The sequence below is a fragment of the Actinomadura sp. 3N508 genome, from assembly GCF_044326375.1.
In the GTDB taxonomy this organism is placed as follows: domain Bacteria; phylum Actinomycetota; class Actinomycetes; order Streptosporangiales; family Streptosporangiaceae; genus Spirillospora.
Genome location: NZ_JBIRAX010000010.1, coordinates 52,178 through 68,517, shown reverse-complemented (window position 1 = coordinate 68,517; position 16,340 = coordinate 52,178). Strand labels below are relative to the sequence as shown.

Here is a 16,340-nt window from a genome sequence, read left to right as displayed (position 1 = left end):
CCGACCGACTGCGCCAACACCGAACCGCCACAGCACGGAGGACGCCCATCGGTTCGCTCGGGCATCTGAAGGGCGAGCGCCCCTATTCACACGCGCCCGCTGCGCCCTCCGGGAGGATCGACAACCACTCCCACGCGGCACCGGAAAGGCCGGAGATCGCTACCACGAAGGGGAGTGCCGCTGGGCGGGTCGCACATGCATCAGAGCGGCGCACGGTTTCACGTGAAACACCGTCGCCGGTGTACTGAAGACCACCACCACCACGAGCACCCGTGACCACGCATCAACCCAGTTCCCGACCGGCGACCGAAGAAGCCGGAGATCGGAACCGCGAGGGGAGTGCCAGTGGGCGTCGCCTGTTGCAATGTGGACGACCACCACGCCACCAAACCGGCCAACGACCATGCGCCAACCCAGTCCCCCCGCCCGGCACCGAGGGATTCGCTGGTCGCTACCGCGAGACGGGAGGCCATTGGGCGAGTACACAAGCATCAGGCGGCCCACGGTTTCACGTGAATCACCCTCGCCCCGTGCACTGTGGACACCACGACGAACACAAGGCCGCCAAGCCGACCACGACCACGACCACGCATCAAACCAGCGCCTAAGGACGGACCCCCGATCCTCGACTCAAGAGCCGGACGGTGGACGTCCGATGCCTGAAGCCGGGCTCGACCGCCAGGCCAGTGCGGCGGTACAGCCACACCCCCATCCACGAGCGGAGCTTCCGACATGCAGTCCGTGCATCCACACGAGAGTTGGCGACTGCCCAGTATGGCGTCCCAAGCTCGGCGCCGTCCGACAGGGACGCGGGTGGATGTCGCGCTCTGAAGCATGGGCCGCAGCGCGTAAGCAACTGGGTCGGGGACGCCGACCGCCTCAGTCGCAGTTGGTACTGATCCTGGTTGGCAGGCGCCGCGATGGTGCCGCAGTATTACCGGCCTTCGCGGTCGGGTCCCGGATCGTGCGTGATGAGGGAGCCCCTCCCTGCGCAGTCCTTCGTGGCGGCGTGCGACCGGCCGTGGCGATAGTCGACGTTGAGTGTCGGGAGGAGTCTCAGCCAATCGCCATGAGCCTGGGCGTGCTCGGTGATCTGGGCCAGGCGGTTCGAGATCGTGTGCTGCTGGGCACCGGTCCGTCCGGAATAGCGCGGTCGTGCTCTCGCGGTGTCGCGGCGGCGCGCAGCTGGGGGAGCTGGGGAGCCGATGTTTCACGGGAAACGTCGGCGGCGCTTCGGAAAGCAAAGCGCCCCGGGAGCCCTTCTCGGGGGGTTGCCGGGGCGCTCGGAGGCGGGGACGTCAGACGTCGGTGACGCTGCCGCCGTCATCGTCGGGAGCCATGGACTTGATGATGCGATCCAGGTCCTCCAGGGTGGCGAACTCGACCACGATCTTGCCCTTGTTGCGGCCCATGTCGACGCGGACCTTGGTCTCGTAGCGGTCGGAGAGGCGGTCGGCGATCTCCTTGAGTCCAGGGGCGACGGGCTTGTTGCGGCGTCCCTGGCGCGGGGCCTTCGGCTCATCGACCTCGCGGAGCGCGATGAGCTCTTCAAGGGCGCGGACGGAGAGGCCCTCCTGCACGATCCGCTGCGCCAGATGCTCCTGGGCCTCGACGCTGTCGAGTGAGAGGAGAGCACGCGCGTGTCCGGCCGACAGGACGCCCGCGGCGACACGGCGCTGGACGGCCGGCGGCAGGTTCAGCAGGCGGAGCGTGTTGGTGATGTGCGGGCGTGACCGTCCGATGCGTCCGGCGAGCTGCTCGTGGGTGGCGCCGAAGTCCTGCAGCAGCTGCTGGTACGCGGCGGCCTCCTCCAGCGGGTTGAGTTGCTGGCGGTGGAGGTTCTCCATGAGTGCGTCACGGAGCAGCTCGTTGTCGCCGGTGTCGCGGACGATCGCCGGAATGACATCCAGCCCGGCCAGTTTGGACGCCCGCAGCCGGCGCTCGCCCATGATGAGCTCATAGTCGCGCTCGCCCAGCGGGGCCTTGCGCACCACGATCGGCTGCAGGAGCCCGACGATGCGGATCGACTCGGCCAGTTCCTCCAGGGCCTCGTCGTCGAAATGGTCGCGCGGCTGGCGCGGGTTGGCGGTGATGGAGCGGACGGGAAGCTCGGCGAAATGCGCGCCCGCGACCGGCTCCAGACCGAAGTCGGATGAGGCGACGCCATTCGAGCCGGTCGTCCCGGACGGGCCGGGCCCACCCGGGAACCCCGGCTCGCTCGCGCTGCCCGGTTCGGTGGACGTCGGCGGAGGCGGGGCGGTGGGAATGAGGGCGCCGAGTCCCTTGCCGAGGCCGCGTCGCTGCTGGCTCACTGGACGGTTCCTCCATGGGCCATTTCGGAGGCGGCCTCGCTGTAGGCGAGCGCGCCGCTCGAACCGGGGTCATAGGTCATGACGGACTGCCCGTAGCTCGGGGCCTCGGAGACCCGGACGCTGCGGGGGATGACGGTGTTGAGGACGACGTCGCCGAAGTGGTTGCGGACGTCCTCGGCCACCTGCGCGGCAAGCCGCGTCCGGGCGTCGTACATCGTGAGCAGGATCGTGGACACCTTCAGCTTCTGGTTGAGGTGCGCCTTGACGAGATCGACGGTCCTGATCAGCTGCCCGAGTCCCTCCAGCGCGTAGTACTCGCACTGGATGGGGATGAGCAGCTCGTCCCCGCCGACAAGGGCGTTCACGGTGAGCAGGCCGAGGGACGGCGGACAATCGATCAGGACGTAGTCGAACTTGTCGGTGTCGTAGGCGTCCAGCGCCCGCCGCAGCCGCGACTCGCGCGCCACCTTGGACACGAGCTCGATCTCGGCACCGGCGAGGTTGAGCGTCGCGGGCGCGCAGTAGAGGTTGGGGATCTCAGGGGCGGGGACGACGATGTCGGCGAGCGCCATGTCCTCGATCAGCACGTCGTAGATCGACGGGACCTCCGCATGGTGCTCGACACCGAGGGCGGTGGAGGCGTTGCCCTGAGGGTCGAGGTCGACCACGAGGACCTGGGCGCCATGCATGGCGAGTGACGCGGCGAGATTCACCGAGCTGGTGGTCTTGCCGACGCCGCCCTTCTGGTTGGCGATGGTGATGATGCGGCAACTGTCGGGCCGCGGCCACTCCTTGCCCCGGCGGCCCGGCATCGGCTTGACCGCGGTGGCCGTTGTTTCATGTGAAACCTTGGCGTCCTTGAGCGCCTCGCGCACGAGTTCTGACTCCCCCTGAGTTGGTCCCTTGCGCGGACCCGCCGGCTGCGCACCGGCGTTCGTCGGTACATAGCCGACGTTCTCCGCGGTTCCGGACGTCGTGGTACCCCACATTGCGTGTCCGGAGGGCGCGGTCCCCGGCGTGCCGCCCGGGTCCGCCTCCCCCCACGTCCCGGCGGTGGCCGCGGCGCGAGCGGCCTCCTCGCCGAGTCCGCCCAGGCCGGACGGCTGTGCGTCGGGGGATTCGTCGGCGCGGTCAGGCTTGCCAAGTCCTGGTCCCGTGCTCATGAAGACCTCTTCCTCGACCCTTTAGCACGCCGGGGTGCGCGCTGTCGTCGCCCGACGGCCTCGCCCCGGCCTGCGACCACGCGGACGAGTGTTGTCGGAGAATCGACCATACCGCGCCCGACTTGAAGCAGTTCCGTGCTCCGCGCCCCGAGCCGCTTCAGGACGACCTCCGCCTCGTCCAGCTCGGCCCCGGCCCGTTCGCCCTTGAGCGCGAGCAACTCGCCGCCCGGACGCAGCAGCGGAAGCGCCCATGTCACGAGGCGTTTGAGCGGTGCGACGGCACGTGCGGTGGCCACATCGACCGTGATCTCACCGACCACGTCCTCGGCCCGTCCGCGCCGCACCTCGACGTTGCTCAGGTCGAGCATTTCGACGCATTCGTCCAGGAACGCGGTGCGTCGCAGCAGCGGCTCCAACAGGATGATCCGCAGATCGGGCCGGACGATCGCCAGCACGATGCCCGGCAGCCCCGCCCCGGACCCGACGTCCACGACCTGCGCGTCCGCCGGAATCACCTCCGAGACCACCGCGCAGTTGATCAAGTGCCGCTCCCAGAGCCGGTCGACCTCGCGCGGACCGATGAGCCCGCGCTCGACCCCGGCCGTCTCAAGGAACGCCGCGTAACGCTCCGCGACCGGTAGCGCGTCACCGAAGACGACCTCACGTCCAATCCCCACCAGACGAATCGTTCCACAGAAACCAACGAAGCCGTGCATGCGCAACGTCCTCGCGCACCACCTCAACCCGACATTCCGGCGCCACCCCCACCCCCTATCCGCCAGCCCACCGCTCGCGCTCCGGACGCGATCGACCTCCGGACCGGCATGGCGGCGCGACCACCGACAGCAACCGACCTTGGCGTTCTCTGCGTAGGTCGGCGGAGACCGCCTCGGCAACGGGTCGCACCAGACAGCCGACATGGTCGCTGTTCCGACCGATCAGCCAGCCAGCACACGACTGGCCAGGCCGCCCACGCAGATGGCCATTCGCCCGGTGCCTCGTGCCACGGCTGCGAGCCGAAGATGGTGACCAGCCCTCCCCGTTGAGGACGACCTCGCAGCCTCGGTTCAATGTGGATCTGACGGTGTCATTCTCATGCCCCGTGCGCGGGCGAGACGGCGGACTGTGGAATGTGGATAACTTCCCGACACAGGAGGACCTCGCGCCCTGGTCGGCGCGAGGTCCTCAAAACCTGCACAGAGGACGACTGCCACGTTCGGGAACATCGAACTGCCGCCGCCGCCCGGGCCTGTCACCTAAGGCGGGCTGCTCCACGGCACCCGGCTCTGGGTCAGCCTGGAGGTCGTTCTGGGCGGTTCCTCACCTCGACGTCCCCCTGCAACGCGCAGCACAGTGCCTTCTGCCATCCGGCCCGGCGCAAAGTCGCGGCGCAATGTCTCTGCCAAGAGTTCGGAGACCGGAGGGTTGGACGACCCTTGCGTTAAAGCGAGAACCACATGACCCGCTGCATATCTCGGGCTCCTCGGGTAGGGGCTGGCTTTGTCGCCCGATGTCCCCCGGAAGGGAGCCCCCGACAGATGGGAATCGGAGTCAGTCTCGCATTCATCGCCATGGGCGCGATCCTCGCGTTCGCCCTCCGCGTCGATCTCAGCGGCATTGACATTCACCTGGTCGGCTGGATCCTCATCCTGGTGGGGCTGATCAGCATGGGCTTCACCATGAAGTACACCCGGCCACGCCGCCAGGCTGGCCGCGTGGTCGGTGCGGACCCCGCCTATGGGGACGAGCCGGGCACCGTGGTCCGCGAGGAGCACATCATCGAGGACCCCGCGCCCGTCGGCCGTCCGGGCGAGCGAGTCGAACGTGTGATCGAACATCGGGCGGACGAGAGAGCCCCGCGCGGTCACGTCGCCCAGGACCCGGCCTTCTCCCAGGACCCGGCGCACGCGCAAGATCCGGCCCAGGAGAACAGTCCGCCCATCGTCGACTCGACCGCGCGGCCCGTCCCGCCGCGGCGCAGGTGGCGCCGACCGACCCGCTGATTCGGGGCCGGCCCGGTCCCGCCCGGTGTGCTTGGGCGGCGGTGGCACGCCGGGCATCTGAGGACCTCGCGCCGACCAGGGCGCGAGGTCCTCCTGTGTCCGGAAGTTATCCACATTCCGCCGTGCGCCGTCCCCCACGCGTGCAGGGCATGAGAATGACAGCGTTACGTCCACATCGACCCGAGGCTGCGAGGCCGTCCTCGACGGAGGGCTGGTCACCACGTTCGGCCCACAGCCATGGCACAAGTCACCGGACGCACGCCACCTGCGTGCCCGACCTGGCGATACGGCGGATCACCAACTTCCGCCTGTCCCAGACCAGCCTCCCGCGCGAGCGGATGAGGTCCCGGTCATGGTGCAGATATGCGGACGGCCCCGGTGCGGTGGGGGCACCAGGGCCGTGCAAAAGGGGTGAGCCGTTCGTTCTTAGGTTTGTCCCCTGTGAAAGGAGGTCAAGCGGGTCAATCCGGCCGGGTGGTCGAAGGTGGTAGGTCCTCCGGGAGCGGCCGGCGGTCAGCGGGGCTGACCCTGGTCTTCGTCAGGCGGGGTAGACGACGACGTAGCGGTCGGGTTCCTCGCCCTCGGATTCGCTGCGCAGGCCCGCGGCGGCGACCGCGTCGTGGACGACCTTGCGCTCGAACGGGGTCATCGGGGCGAGCGGCTTCGGCTCGCCCGCCTGCTTGACCTCGTCGGCGACATCGGTGCCGAGCTTGGTCAGTTCGGCGCGGCGGCGCTCGCGGTAGCCGCCGATGTCGAGCATGAGCCGGGTGCGGTTGCCCGTCTGGCGGTGCACGGCCAGGCGGGTCAGCTCCTGCAACGCCTCCAGGACCTCGCCGCGTTTGCCGACCAGCTCGTCCAGGGAACCGCCGACGACGGCGACGATCGCGCGTTCGCCTTCGACGTCCATGTCGATGTCGCCGTCATAGTCACCGATGTCCAGCAGGCCCTCGATGTAGTCGGCGGCGATCTCGCCTTCTTGCTCGAGTGCCTGAACGTCGACCTCGGTGGTGTCGGTCTGGCTCAACGGGGGTCTCCTTCTCGGGCACGTACTCGGGGATCAAACTAGCGCTTCTGGGTGCCACTGCGCTTGCTGCGCGACTTGCGGGTCGGCTGGTTGCGGACGACCTTCGGCTTGTCGTCCACATCGGACTCCGGCTCCGCGTCCTTCCTCAGCTTGGCCTTCGTGCTCGCCGACGACTGCCCGTTCTTCGAGCCGGCAGCCTTCGCGCCGGTCTTGGCGCCGGTCTTCGTGCCCGTCTTGGCACCGGTCTTCGTGCCGGACTTGGCGGTGCCGGACTTGCCGGTGGTGGTCGTCGCGGGCTCGCCGTCCTTACCGGGCGGCGGGTACTTCTTGTAGATGTAGTGCTGCTGCGCCAGCGTCCAGCTGTTGGACGTGACCCAGTACATGAGGACACCGAGCGGGAACCCGAGCCCGAAGAGTCCGAACAGCGGCGCGAGGAAGACCATCATCTTCTGCGCCTGCATCATCGGGTTGGCGTCGTCGGTGACGGGCTGGCGCTTCATGCTCGCCCGGACGGTGAAGAACGTCGTGCAGGAGCTGATCACCACGGCGATGCCGGTGATGATGATGGCGGTCCAGCTCTTGGGGTCCGAGCCCCAGGCGTTGAGGAAGGTGTCCGGGATGTGGGCGCCGAAGATGCTGGCGTGCTGGGCGCTCGCCACCAGGTCGGCCGACATGGAGAAGACGCTCTCGCCGGGCTTGGCGTCCGAGACCTTCTTCAGCGTCTGGAAGAGGCCGATGAAGATCGGCATCTGCACCAGGAGGGGGAGGCAGCCCGACAGCGGGTTGGCGCCGTTCTCCTGGTAGAGCTTCATTACCTCCTGGTTGAGGCGCTGCTTGTCGTTCTTGTACTTCTTGCGCAGCGCCTGAACCTTGGGGTTCAGTTCCTGCATCTTCCGTGAAGCGTGGATCTGCTTCACGAACAGAGGGACAAGGATCACGCGCAGCAGGACGGTGAGAAGGATGATCGAGCCGCCCCAGGCCCATCCACTGTCCTTGGGGACGACGGTGCTCAGCCCCGTGTGAATCCACACGATGAGCTGAGCGACGATCTCGTACAACCAGTCAAGCACCGGGCTGCTCCTTGGGCTCTGCTAGGGCGGGGCCGCTCTCCTCGCGGCCGGGGTCCGGGGTAGCCGCCATGGATCGCTCCTGGGCGGACGTCGGGGACGTCCCCCCAGTTCCCCCGGAGAAGCACCTCTCGGACGGCTTCTTCGGCGGCACCGGGTCGTGACCGCCGGGGTGGAAGGGCTGGCACCGCACGATCCGGCGGGCCGTGAGCCATGTGCCGCGCAATGCCCCGTGCACCTGGAGTGCCTCCAGGCCGTAAGCGCTGCAACTGGGGTGGAAGCGGCACTGCTGCCCGAGCAGGGGACTCAAGAAGCGGCGGTAGGCGCGGACGAGAAGGATCAGCAGCCCAGCGACGGGGCCCGGGGACCCCGCCGGGTGGTGCGGGGGAAAGGTCATCCCCTGCTGACTCCTCATCTCCGCCCCTTGGACGCGGGCCGCAGCAGCCGGTCGAGCGCCGACTCCAGATCTGCGGCCAGTTCGTCAGGACGCGCCGTCCCCGCCGAGGGGTTGGCGCGCACTACGAGCAGGCTACCCGCTGGGAGCCGGTCAAGTTGCGGGCGCATCAGATGGCGGAGGCGGCGTCGCGTGGTGTTGCGGACGACCGCGTTCCCCACGGTGCGGGCCACGATGAACCCGACCAGCGGCGGAGCGGCGGAGCGGCCCGTGCCCTGGTCGGCTGGCTCGGCCGGCTGAAGCAGGTGGGCCACGACAGTTGGCCGTCCGGCGCGGCGACCACGCCGGACGGCCAACGTGAAGTCGTCCCGCCGCCGCATCCGGTTTCCGGACGGCAGCACAGTGAGCGGTGGATCAGACCGCGATGCGTGAGCGGCCCTTGCCGCGCCGGCTGGACAGGATCGCGCGGCCCGCGCGCGTGCGCATGCGCAGCCGGAAGCCGTGCTTCTTGTGGCGACGACGGTTGTTCGGCTGGAAAGTACGCTTGCTCACTTGAGGCTCCAGTGCTGCGGTCGGTTCGTATGCAAGGGCTCGGCAACTCGCATCGAGGGGCGCGTCCGGTCCCCCGCAGCGGGGGCCCACCCGAGCCTGCCTGGAGGGGCTGCCGGCGGGCACGCGTCATCTCCGTCGATGCGACTCGACCTCAGCACGTTACGGGCTCCAGCGCAGCCGGTCAAACGGGAGCGATGACGCCCGGGTCGCGGGCCCGATCCTGTTGCGGGTGTGGGCCGCAGCGGTTAAGGTCGTCCGGGCGAACCGACGCTCTTTCGACTCGATGAATTCGACGAACCATGTCGGTGTTCTGCCCCTCACACCACCCCCGTTCGAGAACCACACCCGGACCGGCCCGCCGTGCAGGCCGGAGGCTCCCCGACCTCGCTCGCTAGAACCCGCGTGACGGGTTTTACACAGGGTGCTCCATGCCTATGCACAGCATGTGGACAACTCTGTGGACAACTCGTGAGAGAGTAAGTCTTCCGCGTCGCGGCCGTGCCCTGTGGGGCCGATCGCATCCCGTGGGACAGGCGGGGCAGTCAGGTACTCCGTCGAACGGAGGGGGAGGGGACCTTGCGCATGGACGGCCAGGATCTCGGATCAGTCTGGGCCCGCACCCTCACCGCACTGGCCGAGAGCGATCTGTCTCCTAGCTACCGCGCATGGCTCCCGATGGTCCGGCCCCTAGCGCTCGTGGAGGGGACGGCGCTGCTGGCCGCGCCGAACGAGTTCGCCAAGGACGCGCTGGAAACGCGCCTACGCAACCTCATCACGCAGGCCCTTTCACATGAGCTGGGCAGGGAAATCCGGGTCGCGGTGACCGTCCAGCCGGAGCCGCCCGCGATGCCCGGCGGCGGCCCAGGCCCGGGCCCCGGTCCTGGCGCGTCGTCCAGGCCAGGGGGCGGTGAGCCGCTTGGTGCACCGATCCCCGCGCCGGGGGCAGGGCTCGGCATGCACGACGCTGGCCCTTCCTATGGCGACTCCTACTCAGACCGCCCCCACGACGAACGCGACAGGGATCGCGAGCGTGAGAGGGACCGGGAGCGCCCGCACACAGGCCAGCCCTACAGCGAATCGTCAGATCGTTCCTACTCTGAGCAGCCGTATGGCGGCGAGCCGGGGTACCGGTCGCCGCAGTCGGGAGCTACCCACAACCCCAACGCGCCCGGAGGTTATCCACAGGCTCCGGACGATGAGCGGGGAAACTATCCGCCCGCTCCCCGCCCACCCGGGTACGGGCCGGCCGGGGCGGGCCCGGGTCCTGGTCCAGGTGGACGCGGCCCAGGCCCGTTCGATGGACGAGGCACGCAGGGCGGTTATCCCGGGCATGGCGCGCCGGAGGGTTTCAGTGGGGAGCCTCCTGGCCGCCCCTCGCATTCGCATCTGAACGATCGCACGCTCGGCCCTCTGCGTTCGGGCGGCGGCGGACGTGCAGAGCCGCAGGGGCGCGAACCCCAACACGGCGGGAACGAACCATCGCTCGGCGGGCACCCAGAGAACACCTTCCAGGGTGGAGATCCATCGTCGTTTGCTGGCGGAGAGCAGCCGTACGGAGGGCCGGAGCAGTACGGCGGCGCTGGCACCGACCAATACGGCGGTGGCGGAGGTGCCGACCAGTACGGCGGCGCACCCACGAGCGGCGACCAGTACGGCGGTGGCGTGGGCACCGAGCAGTACGGCGGTGGTGGCGGTGAGCAGTATCGCGGCGAGGAGCCTTACCGCGAGAGCTCGTTCCGCGACGAGGATGCCCCCGACGCCCGCGGCCCCAACGGCCCTGGCCCTGGCCCTGGCCCTGGTCCTGGCCCCGCGCCTGGCCCAGGCCCCGGCGGCGGTGGTCCGGCGCCTGCGGGCACCGCGGGGACTGGTGCGTCCGAGCACGCCCGTCTGAACCCCAAGTACACGTTCGAGACGTTCGTCATCGGCTCGTCCAACAGGTTCGCTCATGCGGCCGCCGTCGCCGTCGCCGAGCAGCCGGCCAAGGCGTACAACCCGTTGTTCATCTACGGCGACTCCGGCCTGGGCAAGACACACCTTCTTCATGCGATCGGGCATTACGCGCAGAGCCTCTTTAATGGCGCGCGCGTCCGGTATGTGAGTTCTGAAGAGTTCACGAACGACTTCATCAACTCGATCCGCGACGGAAAGGCGGACGGGTTCCGCCGCCGCTACCGGGACGTCGACATCCTCCTCGTCGACGACATCCAGTTCCTTGAGGGCAAGGAGCAGACGCAGGAGGAGTTCTTCCACACGTTCAACACGCTCCACAACGCCAGCAAGCAGATCGTGATCTCCAGCGACCGTCCGCCCAAGGAACTGGTCACGCTGGAGGACCGGCTGCGCAACCGGTTCGAGTGGGGGCTGACGACCGACGTGCAGCCGCCCGAGCTGGAGACGCGGATCGCGATCCTGCAGAAGAAGGCGCGCCAGGAGGGCCTCGCCGCGCCGCCGGACGTGCTGGAGTTCATCGCCTCGCAGATCGCGACGAACATCCGCGAGCTGGAGGGCGCGCTGATCCGGGTGACGGCGTTCGCGAGCCTGAACCGGCAGTCGGTGGACATGAAGCTCGCCGAGATCGTCCTGAAGGACCTCATCCCGAACGACTCGGGCCCGGAGATCACCGCCGCGATGATCATGGCGCAGACGGTGGAGTATTTCGGGACGACGATCGAAGACCTCTGCGGCCCGTCCCGCTCCCGGATGCTCGTCACGGCCCGGCAGATCGCGATGTACCTGTGCCGGGAGCTGACGGAGCTGTCCCTGCCCAAGATCGGCCAGCAGTTCGGCGGCCGCGACCACACCACGGTCATGCACGCCGAGCGCAAGATCCGATCGCTGATGGCCGAGCGACGCGCCATCTACAACCAGGTCACGGAGCTGACCGGGCGCATCAAGCACCAGGCCCGCAAGCGCTGAACGGTGCCTTGTGCACACTGTGGACAGACCTGCGCGACGCTTGTGGACGGGCCGCGCCCGCCCCGTCCACACCCCGCTGGCCAGACGGAAGCGACGAAAGGCACGTCTCGCCCGAGAACCGGAGTCGCTACTCACAAGTTGTGGAAAACTCTGGGGATTTTCGTGGATAACCCGGTGGGCAACCGTTGGAGAACCTGAGGATGAAGGGTGGACGGATGTGGATCCGCGCCGCACCGGCCCACCATGTCCTGGGGAAAACCCGTGGACGACTTGGGGAGGAGCTGGGGAGAGGCTGGGGACGGGCTTGTGGCCAACCCGGCGATCACCCGTCCGGTGTACACAGGGCGCCAAAACCCACGGCATACCCGTGGAGAACTCGTGGAAAACCGGGGGATGACATGAGGATGACGTGTGGGGACGATTTCGCCGTCCCCAGGCGCCGCCGCGCCGTCCACTCCCCATGCACAGCACCGGTGGACAGAGAAACGCGGTCTCACCTGGGCAGACGCGGTCTGTCCACACTATCCACGGCCCCTATTACTGGTACTGCACTACTTCTCTACTCAAGAAAAGATCCATCTCAAGTCAGGGCCTGGGGACAACCCGACCCGAGCGCCCCGGCCGTGCCAGGATCACCTCACCCTTGTCCGACACCTGCAGGAGGCGGGTCCACTTGAAGTTCCGCATCGACAGAGACGCCCTAGCCGACGCCGTCGCCTGGACCGCGCGTACGCTCCCCGTCCGGCCGCCGGTGCCGGTCCTCGCGGGCATGCACATCGTCGCCGGAGGCGAGGAGAACAGCGACCGGCTGAAGCTGTCCGCGTTCGACTACGAGGTCTCCGCCCAGGTCTCCACGGACATCGATGTGGAGGAGGCGGGCACCGCCCTGGTATCGGGGCGGCTCCTCGCCGAGATCTCGCGCAGCCTTCCTCCCCACCCTGTGGAGGTGACGACGGACGGCGCGAAGGTGATGCTCCGCTGTGGCAGCGCGAAGTTCACACTTCTCACCATGCCTGTGGAGGACTACCCGACCCTCCCGGAGATGCCACCGGCCGCAGGGTCGGTGGGCAGTGACGAGTTCGCCGCGGCCGTCGGCCAGGTGGCGATCGCCGCAGGCAAGGACGACACGATCCCCATGCTGACCGGCGTCCGTGTGGAAATCGAGGGCGAGACCGTGACGCTGGCGTCCACGGACCGCTACCGCCTGGCCGTCCGCGAGCTGCACTGGAAGCCGGAGCGCCCGGACTTCTCCGCCGTCGCGCTCGTCCCGGCCAGGACGCTCGCCGACACCGCCAAGTCGCTCACAGCGGGCGCTGAGGTGTCGATCGCGCTCGGCGGGACGGGCGGCACCGGCGAAGGCATGATCGGCTTCGAGGGCGGCGGCCGCCGGACGACGTCCCGCCTCCTCGACGGCGACTTCGTCAAGTACCGGTCGCTGCTGCCCAGCGAGTACGCGGGCCTCGCCGAGATCCAGACGGCCCAGTTCATCGAGGCCGTCAAGCGCGTCTCCCTCGTCGCCGAGCGCAACACCCCCGTGCGGCTCTCGTTCAGCCAGGGCGAGGTCGTCCTGGAGGCGGGGACCGGGGACGAGGCGCAGGCCGTGGAGGCTCTGGAGGCGTCCCTGGAGGGCGAGGACATCGACATCGCGTTCAACCCCGCGTTCCTCCTCGACGGGCTCTCCGCGATCGGCTCCGACGTCGCGCGGCTGTCCTTCACCACCCCGACGAAGCCGGCCGTCCTCACCGGCAAGCCCCCGCAGGACGGCGAGAACCCGAACTACCGTTACCTGATCATGCCCGTCCGGCTGTCCGGGTGAGGCCGGGGGCCTTTCGTCCACAGGGCGGCCGGTCGGACCGGACGAGTCGAACCGGATGAAAGGCTCGCCCCAGGGCACATCAGGGACAGCTACGCACAGGGGAGTTTTCATGGAGCTTGGGATCATCGGCCTGGGCAAGATGGGCGGCAACATGGCCGAGCGGCTGCGCCGGGGCGGTCACACGGTCGTCGGCTATGACCACGATCCGGACGTCAGCGACGTCGGCTCGGTGGAGGAACTGGTCGAACGGCTGTCCCCGCCGCGCGCCGTGTGGGTGATGGTGCCCGCAGGCAAGCCCACCGAGGACACCATCCACAAGCTGGGGGAAGTTCTTCAAGCGGGCGACATCGTCGTCGACGGCGGTAATTCACACTATGTGGACGACCAGAAGCACGGTGAGCAGCTCGCTGCGGCCGGCATCGGCTTCGTTGACTGCGGTGTGAGCGGCGGCGTGTGGGGCCTGCAGAACGGCTACGCGCTCATGGTCGGCGGGGACGACGACAACGTGAAGCGCCTGATGCCCATCTTCGAGACGCTCAAGCCAGAGGGCGAGTACGGATTCGTCCACTCCGGCGAGGTCGGCGCAGGGCACTTCGTGAAGATGGTCCACAACGGCATCGAGTACGCGATGATGCAGGCCTTCGGCGAAGGCTACGAGCTCATCGAGGCCAGCGGCATCGTGACCAAGGTCCCGGAGACGTTCCTGAGCTGGCAGGAGGGCACGGTCATCCGGTCCTGGCTGCTGGAACTGCTGAACAGGGCCCTCGCCGACGATCCGGAGCTGGACGACCTGCGCGGCTACGCCAACGACTCCGGAGAGGGCCGCTGGACGGTCCAGGCCGCCGTCGATCACGCCGTCCCGCTGCCCGCGATCAGCGCCTCCCTGTTCGCCCGCTTCGCCTCCCGCCAGGAGGACTCACCGGCGATGCGCGTCGTCGCCGCCCTCCGCAACCAGTTCGGCGGCCACACCGTCGAGACCGCCACCGCCGGCGACTCCCCCGGCGCCGACGTGACTCCCCCGCCCGTCTGAGCCCGGAGAGTTATCCACAGTTTCGCTTTCGGTTCCGCGCTCCCCCCGCGATGCCCGACCCTGAACTGAGTCGGCCGCGGGGGCTGAGAACGCCCCGCAGACGACGAACCTGCGGGGCGCTCGCATGTCCCCGCAACGTCCCGAAGGAGGTGCGCATGCCGACCCCACCAGAACGCAGACCAGCACCTCCCGCTACCCGCACGACGCTCCGGCGCCTGTGGACGCGGCTACGGCGGATGGGTGGCAGGCTCGTGCCCGGTGTCGCGGCGAAGGCTCTACGCTCGTGTCTCGTGCACGTCGCCCACCTCTCCTTGCAGGACTTCCGTTCGTATCCGGCCGCCGAGGTCGCGCTCGAACCGGGGGTTACGGCGTTCGTGGGCCCGAACGGGCAAGGCAAGACGAACCTGGTCGAGGCCATCGGTTACGTCGCCTCGCACGGCAGCCACCGGGCCGCGACGGACGCGCCGCTCGTCCGGCATGGCGCGCCGCGTGCGATCGTGCGGGCAGGCCTGGTGAAGGACGACCGCAAGGCGCTGATCGAACTCGAGATCAACCCCGGGAAGGCGAACCGGGCGCGGCTCAACCGGTCCCCCGTCCCCAGGCCCCGCGAGATCCTGGGGATGCTCCGCACGGTGCTGTTCGCCCCAGAAGACCTTTCGCTCGTGAAGGGCGACCCGGGGGAGCGCCGCCGTTTCATGGACGAGCTGCTCACCGCCCGGGCTCCCCGCTTCGCCGGTGTCCGTTCCGACTACGACCGCGTCCTCAAGCAACGCAACGCCCTACTGAAGTCAGCGGCCGCGCACCGGCGTTCACCTGGCCCAGAGGTGCTCGCGACGCTCGACGTCTGGGACTCGCATCTGGCCAGCACCGGAGCCGAGCTCCTGGCGGCACGGCTGGATCTCGTAGAGGCGCTCCGTCCGCTCGTCGTCCGCGCCTATGCGACGCTCGCGCCGAGCAGCGACGCGGCCGATCTGCACTACAAGAGTTCGCTGGGGGACGGCGAGTTGTCCACAGACCGTGGAAAACTCGCCGACCAGCTGCTGGCGGCCGTCGGCGAGTCGCGCAAACAGGAGCTGGTCCGGGGAGTGAGCCTCGTTGGGCCGCACCGGGACGAGCTCGTCCTGCAGTTGGGGGAGCTCCCGGCGCGCGGCTACGCCAGCCACGGCGAGTCGTGGTCGTTCGCGCTCGGGCTGCGGCTCGCCGCGTTCGACCTGCTGAGGGCGGACGGCGACGACCCCGTCCTGATCCTGGACGACGTGTTCGCCGAGCTCGACACGGGGCGTCGCAGCAGGCTGGCGGAGACGGTCGCGGCCGCCGAGCAGGTCCTCATCACGGCCGCCGTCCCCGCCGATGTCCCGGCCGAACTGACAGGGGCTTCGTATACCGTCTCCGACGGCCAGATCGTCCGCGACTGACCGGGAAAGGGCGAGCGCGTGAACGACGATCCACAGGATGTGCACAACTTCCCCGAGTCCCCCGAGTCCCCCGAGTCCCCCGAGTCCCCCGAGTCCCCCGAGTCCGGCGCGCCGGGTGCGCCGGGCGCCGACGTCCCGCCGCCCAAGTCGGGCATCGAACTGGCCCGTGAGGCCCTCGCCCAGGCGAAGGCGGACGCGATTAAGCGCGGCACCATGCCCGGGCAGAACGGCAAGCGCAAGGGGTCGGGACGCCTCGTCCGCGTGCGCGATCCCGGGCGGGGCGGCGACCCCAAACTGTTCGGCGCGGCGATCCGCGACCTGATGGCGTCCCGTGGCTGGGAGCAACGAGCCGCCGTCGGCGGCGTCTTCGGCAACTGGGCCGGCATCGTCGGCGCGGAGCTGGCCGAGCACACCCACCCGGAACGCTTCGAGGACGGCGAACTCACCGTCGTGGCCGACTCGACGACCTGGGCGACCCAACTTCGCTTGCTGTCGTCCAACCTCGTCCGGCGCCTGAACGAGGAACTCGGCCACGGCACCGTCCGCCGGGTAAAGGTCGTAGGCCCCACCGCCCCCCGCCGCCCCGGCGCCTGGCGCACCCGCTAACCCCGACCCATGCACCCACCCACTCCCGCGGGTGGGGGTGCT

At 69.0% G+C, this 16,340-nt stretch carries 14 protein-coding genes; 6 read left to right on the top strand and 8 right to left on the bottom strand.

Features of this window, described 5'->3' with window-relative positions; translation table 11 throughout:
* Positions 1–1,298: 1,298 nt before the first annotated feature.
* From ACH34S_RS30565 to rsmG, 3 genes are all read right to left on the bottom strand, one after another.
* Positions 1,299–2,312: a ParB/RepB/Spo0J family partition protein gene (locus tag ACH34S_RS30565; RefSeq protein WP_395956303.1), complete on the bottom strand. Its 1,014-nt coding sequence runs from the start codon at positions 2,310–2,312 to the stop codon at positions 1,299–1,301.
* Entirely contained in the window at positions 2,309–3,187 is an 879-nt protein-coding gene (locus tag ACH34S_RS30560; RefSeq protein ID WP_395956302.1) for a ParA family protein, read from the bottom strand. Before ACH34S_RS30560 ends, ACH34S_RS30565 begins: the two co-directional genes overlap by 4 nt.
* A 284-nt stretch (positions 3,188–3,471) precedes the next feature.
* Positions 3,472–4,152: a 16S rRNA (guanine(527)-N(7))-methyltransferase RsmG gene (gene rsmG / locus ACH34S_RS30555; protein ID WP_395956301.1), complete on the bottom strand. Its 681-nt coding sequence runs from the start codon at positions 4,150–4,152 to the stop codon at positions 3,472–3,474.
* An 861-nt stretch (positions 4,153–5,013) separates the two neighbouring features.
* Here rsmG and ACH34S_RS30550 point away from each other — a divergent pair.
* Positions 5,014–5,478, top strand: a complete 465-nt coding sequence (locus tag ACH34S_RS30550; protein WP_395956300.1) for a DUF6458 family protein — start codon at positions 5,014–5,016, stop codon at positions 5,476–5,478.
* Between the two features lie 538 nt (positions 5,479–6,016).
* On the opposite strand, the gene ACH34S_RS30545 is transcribed toward ACH34S_RS30550, so the two are convergent.
* Genes ACH34S_RS30545 through rpmH form a run of 5 tightly spaced genes read right to left on the bottom strand, consistent with a single transcriptional unit; the run spans position 6,017 to position 8,515 of the window.
* The gene (locus ACH34S_RS30545; RefSeq protein ID WP_395956299.1) at positions 6,017–6,502 is read right to left on the bottom strand and encodes a protein jag; all 486 of its coding nucleotides are present in this window, start codon (positions 6,500–6,502) and stop codon (positions 6,017–6,019) included.
* 38 nt (positions 6,503–6,540) lie between these two features.
* Positions 6,541–7,572: a membrane protein insertase YidC gene (gene yidC, locus ACH34S_RS30540; RefSeq protein WP_395956298.1), complete on the bottom strand. Its 1,032-nt coding sequence runs from the start codon at positions 7,570–7,572 to the stop codon at positions 6,541–6,543.
* The gene (yidD, locus tag ACH34S_RS30535; RefSeq protein WP_395956297.1) at positions 7,565–7,966 is read right to left on the bottom strand and encodes a membrane protein insertion efficiency factor YidD; all 402 of its coding nucleotides are present in this window, start codon (positions 7,964–7,966) and stop codon (positions 7,565–7,567) included. The genes yidC and yidD overlap by 8 nt, the downstream gene beginning before the upstream one ends.
* Positions 7,967–7,980: 14 nt before the next feature.
* Entirely contained in the window at positions 7,981–8,343 is a 363-nt protein-coding gene (gene rnpA, locus ACH34S_RS30530; RefSeq protein ID WP_395956625.1) for a ribonuclease P protein component, read from the bottom strand.
* Between the two features lie 34 nt (positions 8,344–8,377).
* Positions 8,378–8,515 (bottom strand): 50S ribosomal protein L34, encoded by a 138-nt coding sequence (rpmH, locus tag ACH34S_RS30525; RefSeq protein ID WP_132177956.1) that lies wholly within the window; start codon positions 8,513–8,515, stop codon positions 8,378–8,380.
* A gap of 582 nt (positions 8,516–9,097) precedes the next feature.
* Between rpmH and dnaA the strand changes: the two genes are divergently transcribed.
* The 5 genes from dnaA (at position 9,098) to ACH34S_RS30500 (ending at position 16,298) form a co-directional block, all read left to right on the top strand.
* Positions 9,098–11,431: a chromosomal replication initiator protein DnaA gene (gene dnaA / locus ACH34S_RS30520; protein WP_395956296.1), complete on the top strand. Its 2,334-nt coding sequence runs from the start codon at positions 9,098–9,100 to the stop codon at positions 11,429–11,431.
* 673 nt (positions 11,432–12,104) lie between these two features.
* Positions 12,105–13,247 (top strand): DNA polymerase III subunit beta, encoded by a 1,143-nt coding sequence (gene dnaN, locus ACH34S_RS30515; protein WP_132177952.1) that lies wholly within the window; start codon positions 12,105–12,107, stop codon positions 13,245–13,247.
* 109 nt (positions 13,248–13,356) lie between these two features.
* The gene (gene gnd, locus ACH34S_RS30510; protein ID WP_395956294.1) at positions 13,357–14,277 is read left to right on the top strand and encodes a phosphogluconate dehydrogenase (NAD(+)-dependent, decarboxylating); all 921 of its coding nucleotides are present in this window, start codon (positions 13,357–13,359) and stop codon (positions 14,275–14,277) included.
* A 290-nt stretch (positions 14,278–14,567) separates the two neighbouring features.
* Positions 14,568–15,692, top strand: coding sequence for a DNA replication/repair protein RecF (gene recF, locus ACH34S_RS30505; RefSeq protein ID WP_395956293.1), 1,125 nt, complete (start codon positions 14,568–14,570; stop codon positions 15,690–15,692).
* Positions 15,693–15,710: 18 nt separating this feature from the next.
* Positions 15,711–16,298: a DUF721 domain-containing protein gene (locus ACH34S_RS30500; RefSeq protein WP_395956292.1), complete on the top strand. Its 588-nt coding sequence runs from the start codon at positions 15,711–15,713 to the stop codon at positions 16,296–16,298.
* The last annotated feature ends 42 nt before the right edge of the window (positions 16,299–16,340 follow it).

Coding starts and splice junctions, on each gene's coding strand:
- ACH34S_RS30550 (WP_395956300.1), top strand. CDS start 5,014: ATGGGAATCGGAGTCAGTCTCGCATTCATCGCCATGGGCGCGATCCTC.
- yidD (WP_395956297.1), bottom strand. CDS start 7,966: ATGACCTTTCCCCCGCACCACCCGGCGGGGTCCCCGGGCCCCGTCGCT.
- rnpA (WP_395956625.1), bottom strand. CDS start 8,343: ATGCGGCGGCGGGACGACTTCACGTTGGCCGTCCGGCGTGGTCGCCGC.
- dnaA (WP_395956296.1), top strand. CDS start 9,098: ATGGACGGCCAGGATCTCGGATCAGTCTGGGCCCGCACCCTCACCGCA.
- gnd (WP_395956294.1), top strand. CDS start 13,357: ATGGAGCTTGGGATCATCGGCCTGGGCAAGATGGGCGGCAACATGGCC.